Below are 17,053 nucleotides of genomic sequence, written 5' to 3' on the forward strand. Positions count from 1 at the left end.
GGGCTAGCGCGAAGAAACAGGTCTCAAAGCCGCCCTCCGCGAATGGCGCAGCAGCTCGTGCAGGTGGGTGTCCAGATGGCTTTCGTCCGTGTCCTTCCAGTTGTTGCTCATTTTCCTGAGCTGGGCTTTGAAGGCCTCCCACATGTCACGTAGCAGGCCGGGCTGCTGGAGCAGGTGCGGGGATTTTTCCGCCTGCCGGGCGAACCATTCGTGGGCCAGCGCATTGCGGTCTCCTGCCAGATGCTGGTATCCAGGCTCATGGGCGATAGCGTCCAGCTCCTGCGGTTTGATGCGCTGGGTCAGGCCCGCCCAATGCTTCTGCGCCTTGCTGTCCTGCGAGCCCAGCAGGGCCTGCAAACCATCGTGCCCCACGCGCTCGTGGAGGATGACGCGGGTGAGGGCATCGTGCGGGGTTTCGCCGGGGCGCAGCTCCACATTGCCCGCGATGACGACGTTGTGACCGGTCTTGGGATCGTGGAAGCCTTCGGCGGAGGGGAGCTTTTCGAGGTCCTCCTTGGAAAGCGGATGCTCCTTGGCGTAGTCGGAGTTTAAGAAGTCTTCGGTGCTGTGGAAGACGTGGGTTCTGTCGTTGAGGAGTCCGGGGACCTGGGTTTTAAGGTGGTCGGATACGTTGGCAACGGCGGTGGCGAGCCCACCGGGCCGTTCGGATACGGCGTCACCCAGTCGCCGCGTCGGAACGCCTCCAGCGCCGCCCGATGGTCGGCTATAGTAAAGACCCCGTGCCAGGCGCACCATGTCCCGGTCAGCCGCCCCAGTTCCCTGCCCTCCGGGGTCTCCTCCCGCATCGTCATGTAGAGGCTGAATGCTCCCATCGGATCTGCGTCCTTGTAGCGTGGATCCGGTGACAAGGGCCCTAAGAAGTGTTGTCTTGCCGACTCCACTATCTCCGGGTTCAAATCGGTCCACGAGAGATTTAAGAGCTCCTTCTGTAAGGGGGGTCCCGGTATGGCCATTGATGATGGTGTGTGAGTCGGGGTCGTATGTCAAATGACTGAGGTCGATGCCGCGTGCCTTGGCCTCAGCCATGACGTCGGCATGCTCACGACGCAGCATGAGGGCGAGGTTGTGTTCGTCGTCGCCAGGCTTCCAGCCGGGCAGCTCGACTTTGGTGACGGGCGTCTCGTTCGCAATGATCTGATCGCCGGTTTGGGCCCCCTTAAAGGTGGCGTCTCCATCAAAGTGTTTTGTGCTGCCTCCATGCCGCAGCACGGAGGAGATCATCTGGCTGATACGACGATTTTGTGCCACGGGCTTGACCGATGTATCCGGCAGGAATGTATAACCATGCTGCTGCGCGAAAGTAGAGGCCATTTGATAGACATTGGTCCCGCCGCCGCGCTTGGTGGTGTTGCTGTCGAGATTGGCGCTGTTGAGGCGCAGCGTTTTATTGTCATGGTCCAGTGTGGCGACAGCCTCTCCGTTGGGCGTCTCGATGCGGAAGGCGCGGTCGGTAGGGCCTGCCCTGCTGACTTTGAGTTCCATTCCATCTTGCGAGTAGCTTTGGGCCAGTGTGTTGAGAGCATCGTCGGTGCCCATCTTGGAAGTGTCCGGCTTGCTCTTGCCGAGCTGGAAGGCGTCTTCCTCCTGAGACAGGAGCCGGTGGGCGTCCACGATGTCGCTGTCTGCGATGGGTTTGGGATTTGCACCGCCCTGGCTGAACTGCAGGCGTGGGCCTTCGGTGCTGTCCGATGCCTGGGGTGCGCCCGGTGTCGCGGTCCTGGCTTCGGCACCGTTTGAAGGCTGGGCGTTGGTGCCTGCCGGTGCCAGGCGTGCCAGTGTGGCCTGCGCATTCTTCAGCGCCTCGGCTTCGGTGGGGTGGAGGGTGAGGCCGCGTTTTTCAATGGCGGCTTGCTTTCTGAGGAGATTGTACTCGATGGTGCTGGCGACGGTGTGCTCGGCGGCTGCCAGTTCCTTCTGCTGGTCCGGGCTGAGCGGGCTTGGCTGAGACTTGAGCTTTTTGATGGTGTTTTGAGCGGCGCCGAATGTCGCAAGGTCGGACGCCCGTTTAGTGGTAGTCTCTGGTATTGGGTGCTGTGATGAAGGCTATCGGCTGAAAATGAAAATCGATTTGGATTGTTTCAAAGCTGCCGGCATCTACGGGCTTTTATAAGCTTTATCCTTGAAGTCAATTTGTGGGCTCCTGATAGTTAGTCACGGTAACAAAGGTTTCGTCTGGGCTGCCGCAAAACACCAGTTCTGTTCCTGGTTCAATGGTGACATCTGGGCGGTCTGAGAAAAGCCACAGGATGCCCTGCCGATTGGACTTCCTCTTGTCTACTTGCAACCATCCCATCCAGTCCGGGCGACAAACCCAAAAGCCCTCCACGGGAATGGTCATGTCATTGAGCATGCGCCAGTTGTGCTTGGGAGTGAAGGAAATCTCCTGCTTGCGTATCAATCGCAATGCAGGGTAGTTCGTTATCAAGAAGGGGGGCTCTGGATACTGGGGGGGAGGATTTCCCCAAGGGCTCCAAAAGAAGCCCCGGCTGTTTGTATGCCCCTGCACGATCGAGAGTTCTTTTTCTTCTCGACGCTCTTTGTCTGAGATCAAAAAAACATCCCCGGTGTAGGAACGCTCTTCCCCACCAAAGCCGAAGGTGCCTGCGGGAGATGTTCCCCACAGACGAAGGCCATCATCGGGTGATCCCTCGATTCGTTGAACCCAATAAAGCAGTGGATTTTCAATATCCTTCACGAAGTCCATATCTATATAGTTGTTTGATTTGTGAACGGGGTCAGTGTGCAATTGTGACAAAAGGTCGTTGGAGGTCTGTGAAAAACGAGTCAGGGCAGTAGCACGGGCAATCCTGCCCGTAAGCAGCGCTCTCTTCACGGGCAGGATTGCCCGTGCTACTTTTCGCGTCGGTGCCCTGAGCTTAAATGCCACGACGAATGCGCTTAACTGAGTGCCATTCATGCCTGGCATTTAGTCGGCATCTGCAGATGCGGACTGTTACTCTACAACGACAGCACGAACCAAGCTGCAGTGTGCATATTCCCAAGGCAGGTTGCGCAGAAAGGTTTCCCCGTCCTTGGGATAGAGCATTTTTCCCTCGTAGGGTATCCCGTGCATTTCCATAAAATCCTGCTCGAAGGCCCTGTCGCAGACGGCATGGCCGTTTTTGTCCAAGGTCCAGGTTTCGTGCAGACTACGTCTATCCTGACCAATGTCATAGCTGTATATTTCGACTTTCATGGTGGTGGATTATTGGGACTTATCGCCCCAGTGCACAGCGCGAGAAGGTTGTTTATCTGGAGGCAGGTGCGCGTTGATCTCATCCAGGGTGAAGTTGCCATACTTCATGGCTTCAGGTTTCAGGTGATCCTTTAGAGATTGCCTGAGTGAATCCTCATTGCCGAGAATTCGGTGCAGTCGTGCTTGATTCAGCGGGGAAAGGGGGCGCCACTTCGAGTGGGCTATTCTATGATGATAGCTCGAGTAAAGCTGCTATTGGCATATTCGTATGGATAGTTGCGCAGAAATGCCTCTCCATCTTTGGGGAAATATTTTCGACCTCCTTTGCCAATGATGCCATCTTGTTCGACTTCCGCCTGCTTGGATGAATCGTCACAGGTGGCATGACCATTGCTGCCCAACCTCCAGGTCTCGAGCAGTTCACCGTTTTTGTGATCTTCGTAGAAGGTGCGTATTTCAACTTTCATGGCTTCGTTTATTGGGAGGAATCATAATAAGGCACAGATTCAATGTGTTGCTTTGCTGGTGAAAGATGGGCATTAATTTCATCTATTTTGAAATTGCCGTAGGTGCCGCGTGCCAGCAAGGCTTTGGCCCGGGCAAATAGGCCGTCGAGTGCATCCTCGTCAAGATGACTGGATAGAGATTTCCTGAGTGATTCTTCGTTGTCGAGCATGCGGTGCAGGCGTTCTTGGTTGAGTGGAGAGATGGGTTTTCCTTCGCGTGGGCCAGGGAAACGTTTTTCGACGACGCCTGTATTGGCGGGCAGGGAGTAGCCATTGTCAATAAGAGCGGCTTCTGTAATCTTGTCTCCATCGAGGAGTAGCATGTAATTTTTTTGGTAGCGGTCGCTGTGCATCAGCAGGTCATCAGTGAGCTGCCAGTCTTCAGCGACGGAGTCCGGCAAGTTGACAGGTGTCTTGGTTTTTGGGTCGACCTTAACATTGTAAGGTGGCTTGGCGGCCTTGTCTCCGGTTATCAAGCCCCTTTTAAAATACTGTGCGGAGCCGGGCTGACCACTGTGGGTGATCATGGTGGTAGGGGGGACAAGATCAATCCCCAATGCTTGGGCGACCTTCGAAGCGGCGACTTCTCGCTGGCCGGTGGTTTCTGGCTCGATGCCCGCACGGTGTTTTTCTTTCACCTGCCCATCCTTGGGTTTGTGCACGACCTCCACACCATCAGGTGATTTCAGGTGGTCGGTCTGGTTAACGTGTGTGCCGCCGATGTTCTCCACCATGTCAAAAGTGGTAGTCTCGATGCGTTTGCGTGCGGCATCTACGCCGGTTTCAGGATGCAGTAGCGGGGCTTCACGGGCCTTCAGGTCTTCCTGGACTTCTGCATTGCGTGGCTCTGCGCGCTTGCGGTCATATTTTTCGCGGTGCTCCTGATGCCGTTTCCTGTCCAATGACTGCAGCGGTGGAGGAGCTACATTCTTTGTTGCGTCCGTAGAGCTTGATTCGCTGCTCTTCGAGGGAGTTGATTCTGAGGGAACCGGCGGTGATTCTGGAGGAGCTGCTCCGCCGCCATGGCCGTCATTGCCTGGCAGTGGCGATGGAGAAGCCTCGCCGCTGTTGCTAGGGACGGGGACGGGTTCACCTGCGCCGCCTCCGGCTGGAGCCTCGCCCGGCACCGGTCTTTGCAGGATGGCGCGCTCGGTCTCCAGAGCCTTGGCTTTGACGGGATCTAGCTCGCGTGGCTGGGGCAGGCTGCTGATGACCGCCTGTTCTGTTTCCAGGTTCTTGACCCGGGTGTGGGCGAGGACTTTTTCGTTGTGATCGAGCTCGCGCTGCTCCTCAAGGCTGAGCGGTCCTTCTTTAGCCTTGTCTTTGAGGCGCTGGATGTTGTCGAGCACCTGGCCGACTTCTTTGAGATCGGCTGCTGGCGGTGGAAGAGTCTGCGGTGGTTGACTGCTGCTGACCGTGGTTTGCGATTGTTTTTCGGGGCCGGAGCCTGGGGTGGGTGGTGTGGTAGTCTCTGGTATTGGGTGCTGTGATGAAGGCGGGGCTGTCTGGGCGGGTGCAGCCCCTTGCTGCTGGGGCTGGGCGGTGTCCATGGGGGGGAGGGGCATGCTGCCATTCTCAAGGGCGGCGCGTTCTTCGAAGGTCTGGCCGTCGGAGGGCGGGGGCGGGCTGTCGGGCTGGCCTTTGCCGGGGCGGTGGTCTTTGATCACCTGGCCGGCCCTGCCCACGGTGTAGTGCAGGGGCTTCATGCCGAAGGAGGTGGCGTAGTCGGCGATGACGGCGTTCTTGTGGTCCTCGAAGTCGGAGTCGGGGTTTTCGATGGTGTTTTGCGCCACGGTGCCGCCGATGTCTGCGGCGATGCGTGCGCCTTTGCGGACATACCTGGCCACGCGGCCGCCTTTGCTGCCGATGCCGATGCCGGGGATGAAGTGGCCCGCGACGGCACCGGGCGCGCCCTGCATGTATTCGCCGAAGTCGGCGCCGGTGGCATGGCTGAGGCCGCGGACGAGGGGGTCGTTTTTGAGGCTGTTTTGCTGGTCCTCCTCGGTCTGGGCGCGCTGCGGCGTCTTCTTCAGATTGTGCTCCAGCTCCTTCCACCGCTCCTTGTTGCCGGTGCGGATGTACTCCTGGAGCAGGGCGCGATTTTCCGCGCTGGCAAGGGTTTGCTCCTGCAGGTGTGCGAGGTGCCTTTTGCCCTCGGGGGTGTTTGGGTCGGCGGGGCCCTGCACGGCGTCAAACCACTGCTGGCGCTGGGGATTGAGCCTGGCGGAAACCTCATCTATCCACCTCTCCTGCGCCTCGGGATCCCCCACGGGGAAGTTGCCATTGCGGATGTCCTGATGGATGGCCTCGAGGGCGGCATCGATCTTCTTTTCTGCGGCGGGCTGGGCGAGGCGCTGGGCGGTGTCCCTGGCCTTTTGCGCCTCGAAGCGGCTTTGCTCCTTGAGATTTCTGCCGGGCATGCGCGGGCTGCCGTCGGGGTTGAAGAAGGAAAGGTCCGCGCCTGCGGCGACGTGGGTGCCGACTTCGCTTTTGGCGGCTTCTTTGACGAGATCGGCACCCTGCCCGGCGAAGTCGCCCAAACCCTTCTGTGCGGCCACGCGGTCGCGCAGGGCCTGGGCGGTCTGGCGAAACTTCTGGTAGTCTGTGGTAGTGAGGCCGCCGGGCTGCTGGACGAGCTGGTCGTGGTAGTCGCTCAGGAGGGTGTCCACGGCGGCCTCGCGCTCGGCGTGGGGCATTTTGAGGATGTCGGGGTGCTGGTCCAGCGTCTCGTAGTCGTGGGCGGTCCAGGTGCCGCTGGGGATGTGGGCTGCGCCGCCGCCTTGGAGGGGGATGCGCTCGATGCCCGGGGGCCCGTCCTCAGTGCGGCTGCCGGGGGAGGCTGCGCCGGGCTTTCCCCATTCGGGATTGCCGTCTTTGATCTGCCCGAGCGCGCTGCGCCTGAGCTCATCGATGCGGTCCGGATTGGCCAGCAGGCTGCCCTCTGCGCGCTGGCGGGCTTGTTTGAAGTATTGATTGATGGCATAGGCCCGCTGCTCGGGGGTGCCATCGTGGAGCCAGTGGCCCAGTTCCTTGTTGTTTGGGTCGGTTCCCCAGTCCTGCATGGCGCCGTCGGTGCCGGTGCGGGTGGTGTTTGGCTCGACGACGCCGTTGAAGACGCCATTGAGCGCGAGTCCCTGCTGGAGAGAGAGTGTGCCTGACTCCCAGCGCTTTTTCAGGCCTGCGGGGGAGAGGCCCAGCCTTTCCAGCGCGGCGGCGCGCTCCTCCGGGGTGCGGGCGGACTCGTGCGCCTTTTTTCCTGCCTCGATGAGGGAGCTGAGCTCCGCCTCTGTGGTGCGGCGGCCGTTGCCAAAATAAACGGGCAAGCCGTCGGCATTGGCCTTTGCTCCCGGGCGTGCGGGCGGCACGGCGAGGTTTTGCAGCATCTGCCGGGTGCCCTCGCTGAGGCTGCCATTTTCTGCATGCACGGTCAGGGATTTCTGCGTGGGATCGTAAACGGCCACGGGGGCGGTGCCGCCGAAGCGGGGCCAGTGCAGGGCCTGCGTGCCGTCTGGCTGCGGGGTGAGGGTGGCTTTCGGATCTGACACGCCCATGGTTTTCAGGGCGAGATCGCGTGCGGCGGCTTGCTCCTGCAGCGTGGCCTTGGCACCGCTGCCGGGGGTGCCGCCGGTGGTGGCATCCAGGATGGACATGGGGGTGCCCGGCGCGGCCTGGGCCAGCTTTTCCTGAAGCTGACGCACCGCTGGCGGTGTCATTTCTTCTTTGACGGCGGCGGCCAGGGGGTGCCCCTGCGCCTCCAGCCGGGCGAGGAGCGCGCGGTCTGCACTGGCGGGGATGAAGGGGGGCGGGGGGCCTCCCGCACCGGAGGCACTGTGCCGCCCGTGCTGCTGCAGGGACTGCTGCCAGCGATGGCCCTCCACGAGTTTTTTGGCCAGCTGCTGGCGCTGCTCTTTGAAGCCCTGGACGCCTGCGGCCAGAGGCGCATGCGCGGCCTCGGCGGCGGCCAGCTCCGCCGTGGCGGCGGCGTGCTGCTGCAGCCAGTCGGAGCCCTTCTGCATCTCGCGGGTGTCAGAGGGATCGACGGGCAGCACCTGCCCGGCTCCGCCGGCTGCGGACTGGAGGCGCACCAGCCTGCCGTCGCGGTTTTCATAGCGGACGGGCGCGTCCGAGAGGGCTGCGTGCGTCTGGCGTGCGGTCTCCAGGCGCTGCTGGGCAGACTGCAGCCGGGCCTCCTCCTGAGCCTGCTGGCGCACCTGCTCGGCACCCTGGCCGAGGAGCTGCTCCTGACGCTGCCTGCCACGCAGCTCATGCTGCCTGAGGTTTTCCGTGATGACTGAGGGCTCTGGCTTTGGCGTGGCGGGCTGAGGGGGCGCGGGAGGCCTGCCCCAGGCGCCCGCCTGCGCAGGCGGGGCTGCGGAGGGCACCGGCGTGGCAGGCTGGGCGGCGCGTGCTGGCTGAGGCTGAGGCTGAGGCTGAGGCTGAGGCTGAGGCTGAGGCTGAGGCTGAGGCTGAGGCGCGGCGGGTCTCGCCGGAGCTGCGTAGGGGACGGGGCTGGCCGGTGCGGCTGCTGCGGCCTTGGGGCGCTCCCAGGGCGCGAGCATGGGCGTCAGCCAGCGCGAGGTGGCTGCACCGGGCTGCGGCCGGTAGGGGATGCCCACCGGCTGCGGCTGCGCGGACTGCGGCTGCGGCTGCGGCTGCGGCGCGGACTGCGGAGGGCCTGCGGGGCGCTGCTTTTTAAACGGCTGCTGCTGCTCGTCTTCTTCGGCGGCGGGATGGAGGAGGTCTGAAAGCTGGAAGGAATAGGACATGGCGGATGCGTGGCCGCAGGGCGGCGGTGGCACCTTCCGTGTTCTTCACAGCGTCGGGTCGCGCGGGCATGAATAAGTCCCGCAGGACTGAAACCTTGGGTCGCGTCGCTGAAATGCAACCAGAAAAGCATGAATAGGTAGGAAATAATGCGATGTGGTATCACGTGAACGGCGGGCTGGGGGCGGCGGATGAATTCAGGCAGAATGTCAAAGGCTGGCGGAAGCCGGCTGGGGGCTTTGCGGTGGTTGACGGTGAGCGACGGCTGCTGGCGGTGGCTGTGATGAGCCCGTGCTGGAGGTGGCCGTGGTTTGCGATGGCGAACCGGGGGTGCGTGCTGGCGCGCTGCTGGTTTCTGCGCGTGGCGACACTTCCACGGATGCGGTGCCTGCGGGCGGCGCGTCGCCCTGGGTGGTGGTGGTGTCTGCGGGTGGGAGTGGGCCGCTGGAACTCGCCGTGAAGGACGTGGTTTTGCCCGGGGTGCCGACGCTGTCCGTGTTTCCCGCAGCGCGGGGCCGGGCCAGCGTGGCCTGGGCGTCCTCCAGCGCTTTCGCGGTGGTGGGGTGAAGTTTCCCTCCGCGCTTCTCAATGCCGGCCTGCTGATTGAGGATGTTGTACTCCGTCCTTCTGGCGAAGGTCCGCTCCGCCCCATCCAGCTCCTTTTGCTGCTCCGGGCTCAGAGGGCCCTTCTGCGCCTTGAGCTTGTCGATGGTCTGTTTGGCCGTGCCGGCTTCCTCAAACGTGGGAACGGGGAGGGCGGCGGGTGTTTGCGGTGCTGGCTGTTGTTCGTGGTGGTTGTCTGTTGTTGGCCGGAGCCGGAGGGAAGGGGCTGGGATGGCTGGCGGTCGTTGGCGGTGGTGGACGGTTGCTGAGCCGAGCCGGTGGTGTTTGGCGTGGTAGCATCTGGTATGGGATGCTGTGAGGCAGGGGTGGCCACGGCGGCGGCGCTGTGCTGCTGCGGGGCTGGGGGAGTGGCGGCGGTCTGCCCCGGAGGACGGCGTACGGTGGAGCCGCCAGCGGCGGGGATGGCCTCTCCGCCTCCGCCGACCAAGGAGGTGACGATGGCGTTTTCAGGGATCTGCTTGACGTAGTCTCCCACCGCCTCCTGCACGCTGTGGCCGGTGCCGACGGCTTTGGCGATGGCTGAGATGAGCCCGTCGGCGGTTTCTTCGATGTTCTCCTTGAGCGCGCCTTTGGTGAAGTCTCCGCCAAGGTGCCCGAGCTGCTGCATGCGGGAGGTGAAGACCTGGGTGATGGCGGCAGAGGCTTCCGGCAGGCGGCGCGGGCTTCAGTCCGCAGCACTCCGCAGACACGCAGAGTGCTTCCACGCGCGTGGGCGCCCGTGCCCGCCTCCTCCCGCGTCTCCGCAATCCTCTGGTATTTCATGCCAGCCATCCCGCCGGCCGGCCGCCGCCATTTCACGCGTAATGCGCCGCAGCGCGGCACACCAGCCCCTGGTCATCAAACCAGAAACACTCCGCCGCCGGGAGGTTTTGCACCGACTGGTACAGCACGCACAGCGAGTGCGCCCCCGCCAGCACCCCGCGCAGCTCAAAGCGCAGGTCCGGGTAGCGCGCCAGCGCCTGGCCCCAGTAGACCGCCACCGCCTCCCTGCCCACCAGCCGGTTCGGCACCGCCGTGGCCCCCGCCCCCAGCACACGCGAGATGAAGGGCGACTCAAACTCCAGGTCCTCCGAGTAGTGCGAAAGGATGCGCGGCAGATCATGCGCATTCCACGCGGCGATCCATTCTTCGGCAAAAGCATGCGGCTCAGGCATCGGTGACATCCCCCCACCGTGGCCCGCCCCCGCAAAATGACAAGCCCCCCCGCATTCCATGTTCAGCATTCAGCGTCCTCTCCATTTTCAAAAACGGGTTAACCCAAGGCAGTGGTTCCACACACGGCAGGGCAGGGTAGTTTTTGGGTTAACCCCCTCGCTGGGTTCCCTCCCTCTCATGCCCGCTTATCCCGGGCCATCCCCCACCCTCAGCTCCTTTTTTCAGCACGTATGTACGGCATGGTCAACAAAGCGGTGCAGGACCTCATCATCGCCAGTCACGGCGAAGAAGTCTGGCAGCAGATCAAACTCCGCGCGGAGGTGGACGACGAGATCTTCATCTCCACCCAGGCCTACCCGGACGAGGTCACCTACCGCCTCATGGGTGCCGCCTCAGAGGTGCTCGGCCTCCCCGCCCAGCGCGTGCTCCATGAGTTTGGCCGCTGGTGGGTGCTCAAGACCGCCCACCACGGCTACGGCCTTCTCCTCCGCGCCGGCGGGCGGAATCTGGGTGAGTTTCTCCAAAATCTGCCCAACTTCCACACCCGCATCATGATGATCTTTCCCGCCCTGCAGCCCCCGGACTTTCAGTGTACCGACGTCGCCCCCGGGCACGTCCGCCTGCACTACCGCAGCCACCGCCAGGGGCTCTCCGCCTTTGTCATGGGCCTCCTCCACGGCCTCGCGGAGATGTTTGCCGTCACCGCCCACATCACCCAGGAGCACAGCCGCGACTCCGGCGCGGACCACGACGTCTTCCGCATCACCTGGAAAGAACCCCAGCCCACCGAGTCATGAGCGCGCGGGAAAAGCCCATGCCCGGCATGCCCTGGGCAGGCGTGGAGGCCGTCTTCCCCTTCGTCTTTGCGTGGGACGAGGCCGGGCGCATCCTCAGCATCGGCCCCTCCCTCCGGCGCGTCATCCCCGGCCTCGCCCTCGGCATGCAGGTGGACGAGGCCTTCCGCCTCGAGCGCCCGCAGGGCACCCTCAGCCCCGCCGCCCCGCGCGGCATCCTCCTCCTCCTCCTCCACCCGGACACCGGCCTCCAGCTCCGCGGCCAGGTCATGCACCTGCAGGAGGCCCGGCTGGAGGTCTTTCTCGGCACCCCATGGCTCCAGAGCCCCGAAGAGCTCGACCGCCTCGGCCTCACCCTCGCAGACTTCGCCACCCACGACTCCGCGCAGGACCTCCTCCACGTCGCCCAGGTGCACCGCATCGCCAATGAAGAGCTGCTCGTCCTCAATGAGCGCCTGCGGCACAAGCAGAGCAGGCTCATCGAAAAAGAGGCCGAGTCCCGCAAGCTCGCCATGGTCGCAGAGCGCACAGACAATGCCGTCATCCTCGCAGACCGCCAGGGCCGCATCGAGTGGGTCAATGAAGCCTTCGAGCGCATGACCGGCTGGCCGCTCGCCGAGGTGCGCGGGCTCAAGCCCGGCGCCTTTCTCCAGGGCCCCCGCACCGACCTCCGCACCGCCCGCGAGATGGGCGCCCACGTCCTCGCCGGCGAGAGCTTCCGCTGCGAGATCCTCAACTACCGCAAAGACCGCACCACCTACTGGGTGGACATCGAGGTCCAGCCCATCTTTGACCCCGAAGGCCAGGTCACCCACTTCATGGCCATCGAGGCCGACGTCTCCGGCAAAAAGCGCAATGAAATGCGCCGCCAGCTCGAAGCCGCCGCCGCCGAGGTCATCACCAGCGGCGTCCGCCTCCCAGACCTCATCCAGTCCATGCTCGGGGCGCTGGGCCGCCAGATCCAGGCCACCGTCGGAAACTGGTGGGTGCCCGGCGTGCGCGGCGACGTCATGCACCTCTCCGAGTCCTGGCAGCGCAGCGGCGCCAAAGTGGAGGCCTTCATGCAGTCCTCCCGCGAGATGAGCTTTCCCTCCGGCAAGGGGCTGCCCGGCCGCGTCTGGGCGGAGCGCACCAGCCACTGGATCACCGACGTCCGCCAGGACGAAAACTTCCCCCGCCGCCACGCGGCAGCAGAGTGCGGCATCACCGGCGCCGTCGCCTTTCCCGTGCCGGTGGACGGCCACATCCGCGGCGTGGTGGAGCTCTTCAGCGTCCACCTCGACGCCCCCGACCCCGACCTCCTGGAGGCGCTCCACCGCATCGGCAGCCAGCTCGGGCTCCTGCTCAAGCGCCTGGAGGCCGAGGCCGCCCTGCGCCGCAGCGAGCGCGCCATGAATGAGGGCCAGCGCCTCGCCCACCTCGGCACCTGGGAGTGGGACCTCCGCACCAACGCCCTCTCCTGGTCAGACGAAAAATTTCGCATCCACGGCTTCGAGCCCCGCAGCTTCAGCCCCACCCTGGACCACGTGCGCCAGTGCGTGCTCCCGGAGGATCTGGAAAAGCTGCTCGGCACGCTGGACGCCGTGGCCCGCACCGGCCTCAGCCAGGAGGTCGCCTACCGCATCACCCGCCCCACCGGGGAGATCCGCCACGTCACCACCCGCGCCGCCGCAGAGCTGGATGAAAAAGGCACCCCCTGCCGCCTCGTCGGAACCATGCAGGACATGACCGAGCTCATCCGCACGGAGGACGCCTACCGCCAGGCCCAGCGCATCGCCCACCTCGGGAACTGGACCATGGACATCGCCACCGGCCACATCCGCTGGTCAGACGAAAAGTACCACATCTACGGTTACGAGCCCGGTTCCGTGGAGGTGGACATGGACCTCTGCCGCCGCGCCATCCATCCCGACGACTTCGACGCCGTCATGCACTTTGTGGACACCGTCGTCCGCACCGGCCAGCCCATGACCACCACCTACCGCATCCTCCGCCCGGACGGCGAAGAGCGCCACCTCCGCAGCAGCGCCGAGGTGGGCCGCGGCGCAGGCGGCCGCGCCCGCGAAGTCATCGGCACCGTGCTCGACATCACCGAGCTCGTCCTCGCCCAGCGCACCCTCCAGCAGACGGAGGAGCGCTGGCAGTTCGCCCTCCAAAACAACGGCCTCGGCGTCTGGGACTGGAACATCCTCACCGGCCACGTCCTCTACACAGACCTCATCCAGCGCATGCTCGGCTACGAGCTCGGAGAGTGGCCCCAGCACGTGGACAGCTGGGCCTCCCGCGTGCACCCGGACGACCTCCCCTCCGTCATGGAGGCCATGAACAAATGCCTCAGCGGCGAGACGCCCGACTACATCTGCGAGCACCGCCTCCGCTGCAAAGACAGCTCCTGGAAATGGGTGCAGGACGTCGGCCGCATCGTCGCCCGCACCAAGGACGGCAAGCCCGAGCGCATGATCGGCACGCAGATGGACATCCACATGCGCAAGCAGTCCGAGGAGGCCGCCCGCCGCCGTGCAGACATGCTCAACGGCATCCGCGCCGCGCAGGAGCACTTCATTGGCGCCGTGGATGTGGCCCCCGTCTTTGCCGAGATGCTCGACGTCGTCGTCTCCCACACCCGCAGCGGCTTCGGCTTCGTCGGCGAAGTCCTCCGCGACGACACCGGCGCCCCCTACCTCCGCTCCTACGGCCTCACCGACATCGCCTGGAATGAGGAGACGCGCAGCATCATGCGCCAGATGGGCCCCATGGGCCTGGAGTTCCGCAATCTCAAGACCCTCTTCGGCATCCCCATGGTCACGGGGGAGGTGCTCATCGCCAATGACGCCGCCCACGACCCCCGCCGCGGCGGCCTCCCACCCGGCCACCCGCCCATCCACACCTTCCTCGGCCTCCCTGTTTACAACGGCCTCGAAATGGTCGGCCTCATCGGCCTGGCCAACCGCCCCGACGGCTACGACGAAGAAGGCGTCAAAGAGCTCGACCCCTTCCTCGCCGCCGTCAGCAGCATGATCGTCGCCCGCCGCGAGGAGCAGCGCCGCCGCAAGATCGAGGAAGAGCTCCGTGCCGCCCGCGACAAGGCGGAGGCCGCCAGCCGCGCCAAGAGCGAATTCCTCGCCATGATCTCCCACGAGATCCGCACCCCCATGAACGGCATCCTCGGCATGGCCGGCCTCCTCCGCGCCGGCCAGCTCGCCCCCCCGCAGTCAGAGATGGTCGAGGCCGTCCTCCACAGCGGCGGCGCGCTCATGAAGATCATCGACGACATCCTCAACTTCGCCAAGATCGAGGCCGGGCAGATCGAGCTGCAGGTGCAGCCCGTCGCCCTCGACGACCTCGTCGAAGGCGTCGCCGACCTCCTCCAGCACGAAGCCTCCTCCAAGCGCCTCGAGCTCACCACCCACATCTCCCCCGCGCTCCCCGAAGTCATCCTCGGAGACCCCGGCCGCCTCCGCCAGGTGCTGCTCAATCTCGCCGGAAACGCCGTCAAATTCACCGACACCGGCCACGTCACCATCCGCGTGCAGCCCGGCGCGGCAGGGCAGGTGGCCTTCCTCGTGGAAGACACCGGCATCGGCCTCCCCGAAGGCGCGCAGGAGCGCCTCTTCAAGCCCTTCAGCCAGGTGGACGGCTCCCAGTCCCGCCGCTTTGGCGGCACCGGCCTCGGCCTCGCCATCAGCAAAAAGCTCGTGGACGCCATGCACGGCCGCATCGGCGTGGAGAGCCGCCCCGGCCCGGGTGCCACCTTCTGGTATGAGGTGCCACTGCAGCCCGGCCCCGCGCCCGCCGCCCCGGCCCCCGGTGCCGGCTCGCCCCGCCTCATCCGCATCGCCCACGCCTCCCCGCGCCAGAGCGCGAGCATCCGCGCCGCCCTCAGCGGCCCCGGCGTCGAGTTTCAGCCCCTCCCGCGCAGGCAGCTCCGCGCCCACCTCACCGCCCCGCGTCACCCCCATGAAGTCCTCCTCGTGGACGCCGCCTGGATGACGCCCGCCCTGCAGCGCCTCCACCGCGCCAGCCCCGCACCGCCGCACCTCATCCTCATCGGCGGTACCGCCGCAGACGGCGGCCCGCCCGCCGTCGCACTCCCCCTGCGCCGTGCCGCCCTCCGCAGCGCCGTCTGGCAGCTCTCCGCCACCCCCGCCGCCACGCCCGGCACCGCGCCCCGGCACCGCAGCCTCGGCCTGCGCGTCCTCGTGGCGGAAGACAACCGCGTCAACGCCCGCCTCGCCTGCCTCCTCCTCGAATCCTTCGGCTGCGCCCACACCGTCGCCGCCAACGGCCGCGAAGCCGTCGCCGCCTTCCGCAGGCAGCCCTTTGACGCCATCCTCATGGACTGCCAGATGCCCATCATGGACGGCCACGCCGCCACCCGCAAAATCCGCCAGGCCGAAGAGCGCCTCCGCAGCACCCCCGGCAGGCCGCCCCGCTGCAAGATCATCGCCATGACCGCCAGCGCCCTCCCCGAAGAGCGCGAGCGCTGCCTCGCCTCCGGCATGGACGACTACCTCACCAAGCCCTTCGAGCAGGACACCCTCGAAGCCCTCCTCGCCGGCATCACCCCTGAGCCGTCCGCCGCCGGGCCCGCTCCCACCGCCGAAGCCGCCGCGACATCCCCCGCCACCACGGCCACGCCAGCCACCCAAGCACCCAAAAGAGCCAAAGCCACCACGCCCAAAGCCACCACACCCAAGGCCACCAAGCCCAAAGCCACCACACCCAAGGCCACCACGCCCAAAGCCACCACGCCCAAGGCCACCACGCCCAAGGCCACCACGCCCATCGCCGCCGCCTTCCACCGCCTCGCCACACAGCTCGGTCACCAGGAGGCGCGGCAGATCGCCGCCCTCTGGCTCCAGGAAGCCCCAGGCAGACTCACCCGCCTCCAGCACGCCCTTGACCACGCAGACACCGCCGCCGCCGCCCGGGAAGCCCACGCCCTCCGCGGCTCCAGCACCCTCTTTGGCATGAGCGCCGTCTCAGAAAACTGCACCACCCTCGAGACCGCCTCCCGCCGCAGCCGCGCCCTGCCCAAAGACTGCGCCCAGAAACTCCACACCTCCGTGCAGCAGGCCATCGCAGACCTGCGTGCCGCCCTTTGAGCCCCCTCCGTCTCCACCGCCCTCCGGCGGAGAGGGATCGTCCCGATCCCTCACGCCCCCGCCACACCCACCGCTTCCCACATTCCACACCACCCCCGCGCCAAGTCTGGCTCACCCCTTCCTTTACGCCACACCGCAGACTTTGCGGAGCGTGGTGGGACCAAGATGGTCCCACTCCTCCAGAGCCTCCGCCCTCCGGCGGAGAGGGATCGTCCCGATCCCTCACGCCCCCGCCACACCCAGCGCTCCCACATTCCACACCACCCCCGCGCCAAGTCAGGCTCACCCCTTCCTTTACGCCACACCGCAGACTTTGCGGAGCGTGGTGGGACCAAGATGGTCCCACTCCTCCAGAGCCTCCGCCCTCCGGCGGAGAGGGATCGTCCCGATCCCTCAGGCCCCCGCCACACCCACCGCTCCCACATTCCACACCACCCCCGCGCCAAGTCAGGCTCACCCCATCCGTTACGCCATGCCGCAGACTTGGCGGAGCGTGGTGGGATCAAGATGATCCCACTCCTCCAGAGCCTCCGCCCTCCGGCGGAGAGGGATCGTCCCGATCCCTCACGCCCCCGCCACACCCAGCGCTTCCCACATTCCACACCACCCCCGCGCCAGGTCTGGCTCACCGCTTCCCTCACGCCACAACGTAGACTTTGCGGAGCGTGGTGGGATCAAGATGGTCCCACTCCTCCAGAGCCTCCGCCCTCCGGCGGAGAGGGATCGTCCCGATCCCTCAGGCCCCCGCCACACCCATAGCCCCCGCGTCAGGGTCTGACTCACCGCTTCCCTCACGCCACAACGTAGACTTTGCGGAGCGTGGTGGGACCAAGATGGTCCCACTCCTCCAGAGCCTCCGCCCTCCGGCGGAGAGGTATCGTCCCGATC

Annotated in this window: 10 protein-coding genes; 3 read left to right on the forward strand and 7 right to left on the reverse strand. The window is 65.2% G+C overall.

Annotated elements, in window-relative coordinates; translation table 11 throughout:
- Positions 1-3: 3 nt before the first annotated feature.
- The 5 genes from ACZ5WW_RS00855 to ACZ5WW_RS00875 form a co-directional block, all read right to left on the reverse strand.
- Positions 4-1,632 (reverse strand): hypothetical protein, encoded by a 1,629-nt coding sequence (locus ACZ5WW_RS00855; protein WP_377170373.1) that lies wholly within the window; start codon positions 1,630-1,632, stop codon positions 4-6.
- Between the two features lie 514 nt (positions 1,633-2,146).
- Positions 2,147-2,938: a hypothetical protein gene (locus ACZ5WW_RS00860; RefSeq protein ID WP_377170371.1), complete on the reverse strand. Its 792-nt coding sequence runs from the start codon at positions 2,936-2,938 to the stop codon at positions 2,147-2,149.
- A 36-nt stretch (positions 2,939-2,974) separates the two neighbouring features.
- The gene (locus tag ACZ5WW_RS00865) at positions 2,975-3,217 is read right to left on the reverse strand and encodes a hypothetical protein (RefSeq protein ID WP_377170368.1); all 243 of its coding nucleotides are present in this window, start codon (positions 3,215-3,217) and stop codon (positions 2,975-2,977) included.
- 221 nt (positions 3,218-3,438) lie between these two features.
- Complete coding sequence (locus ACZ5WW_RS00870; RefSeq protein ID WP_377170366.1) at positions 3,439-3,684, reverse strand: hypothetical protein; 246 nt, start codon at positions 3,682-3,684, stop codon at positions 3,439-3,441.
- Positions 3,685-3,692: 8 nt separating this feature from the next.
- On the reverse strand, positions 3,693-8,489 hold the full coding sequence (locus ACZ5WW_RS00875; protein WP_377170364.1) for a hypothetical protein: 4,797 nt from the start codon (positions 8,487-8,489) through the stop codon (positions 3,693-3,695).
- Between the two features lie 298 nt (positions 8,490-8,787).
- Between ACZ5WW_RS00875 and ACZ5WW_RS00880 the strand changes: the two genes are divergently transcribed.
- Positions 8,788-9,054, forward strand: coding sequence for a hypothetical protein (locus tag ACZ5WW_RS00880; RefSeq protein WP_377170362.1), 267 nt, complete (start codon positions 8,788-8,790; stop codon positions 9,052-9,054).
- Positions 9,055-9,163: 109 nt separating this feature from the next.
- On the opposite strand, the gene ACZ5WW_RS00885 is transcribed toward ACZ5WW_RS00880, so the two are convergent.
- Both ACZ5WW_RS00885 and ACZ5WW_RS00890 read right to left on the reverse strand, forming a co-directional pair.
- Positions 9,164-9,718 (reverse strand): hypothetical protein, encoded by a 555-nt coding sequence (locus tag ACZ5WW_RS00885; RefSeq protein WP_377170359.1) that lies wholly within the window; start codon positions 9,716-9,718, stop codon positions 9,164-9,166.
- Positions 9,719-9,905: 187 nt separating this feature from the next.
- Positions 9,906-10,265, reverse strand: coding sequence for a nuclear transport factor 2 family protein (locus ACZ5WW_RS00890; protein WP_377170357.1), 360 nt, complete (start codon positions 10,263-10,265; stop codon positions 9,906-9,908).
- Positions 10,266-10,505: 240 nt separating this feature from the next.
- Between ACZ5WW_RS00890 and ACZ5WW_RS00895 the strand changes: the two genes are divergently transcribed.
- Together ACZ5WW_RS00895 and ACZ5WW_RS00900 are read left to right on the forward strand one after the other, a co-directional pair.
- A complete protein-coding gene (locus ACZ5WW_RS00895) occupies positions 10,506-11,063 on the forward strand; it encodes a heme NO-binding domain-containing protein (protein ID WP_377170355.1) in 558 nt (185 codons plus the stop codon).
- Positions 11,060-16,165, forward strand: a complete 5,106-nt coding sequence (locus tag ACZ5WW_RS00900) for a PAS domain-containing protein (protein WP_377170353.1) — start codon at positions 11,060-11,062, stop codon at positions 16,163-16,165. The genes ACZ5WW_RS00895 and ACZ5WW_RS00900 overlap by 4 nt, the downstream gene beginning before the upstream one ends.
- Positions 16,166-17,053 lie beyond the last annotated feature (888 nt).

This window comes from Prosthecobacter fluviatilis, from assembly GCF_055388355.1.